Source organism: Xenorhabdus khoisanae, from assembly GCF_001037465.1.
Taxonomy (GTDB): Bacteria; Pseudomonadota; Gammaproteobacteria; order Enterobacterales; family Enterobacteriaceae; genus Xenorhabdus; species Xenorhabdus khoisanae.
On record NZ_LFCV01000261.1, the window covers coordinates 1 to 911 of the forward strand.

The following is a 911-nucleotide window of genomic DNA, read 5'->3' on the forward strand; positions in this document are numbered from 1 at the left end:
CATAAAAGTTGAATTAATAACCAATCAAAAAGATTTATTAAGTGATATGTTTAAGAATTTCATCATAAGGAGAACAGTATGAAAATGATGAATATGATATCTGGCACAATCTTAGCGGTTTTATCTTGTTTATGGACTTCCACTGCTTTGGCAGAGGAAAAAAGTGTTAATACCAAAGAACATTCAGAATTATCTGCTGAATATAATATGGAGTTTATCCATCTTCCCTCCTCTCAATTGAATCTTGTAGTAGATAAAAAAGACTCCCAGTGTATGTACGAGAGTGGTGATGATCAGTTTAATCTTCCGATTGGTAAGCAACATAGCATCTATTTAGAAGATAGTAATAATCTTTTTAGTGGTTGCGCATTTAAAACAAAAAGTGTCGAATGGAAAATTTCCAGTGGCCCTATAAGTTGTCATTTGATATTTGAACATGGGTATGATAACGATTGGTATACAGAGATTAAAGGGTGTGAAAATATAGTTGATAAGGCTATTTGCAAAGGAGAGGATTGCAATCAGAAGAAGGTTTATGGCGGAGATTCAAAGATTGATATAAAGTTAGAAATTTCGGCGAATTAAATTTAAATATTTATTTTTTTATATACAAAAGGGAGGGTTTCCTCCCTTTATCTTGTTCAAGATAATATCCTGAAATCCTCTTTGTCACTCATGGCTTGGCTTTTTCTTAATAAGAAATTAACTATTTTAATTAAGTTGTTTTATTAAGGAAAGAATAACGTGATTCTATTTTAATATTGGTATAAAAATCACCGGGATTATCTTTATTCGAAAAAAATCAGAGATTGTTGTCTTATGCAATAATGCTCAATGCCCAAGCCTGCTATAGCAGAATCAACATAACCTGACACATTCGATGTGCTCGGTGAACAACTCATCAACTGAAC

1 protein-coding gene is annotated in these 911 nt (G+C 32.1%); it reads left to right on the plus strand.

The window, feature by feature from the left end:
* Positions 1 to 78: 78 nt before the first annotated feature.
* Complete coding sequence (locus tag AB204_RS20665; RefSeq protein ID WP_047965259.1) at positions 79 to 585, plus strand: hypothetical protein; 507 nt, start codon at positions 79 to 81, stop codon at positions 583 to 585.
* Positions 586 to 911: the final 326 nt, after the last annotated feature.

What these genes read in the sequence shown, in the direction of transcription:
- AB204_RS20665 (WP_047965259.1), top strand. Translation starts at nt 79, where the DNA reads ATGAAAATGATGAATATGATATCTGGCACAATCTTAGCGGTTTTATCT.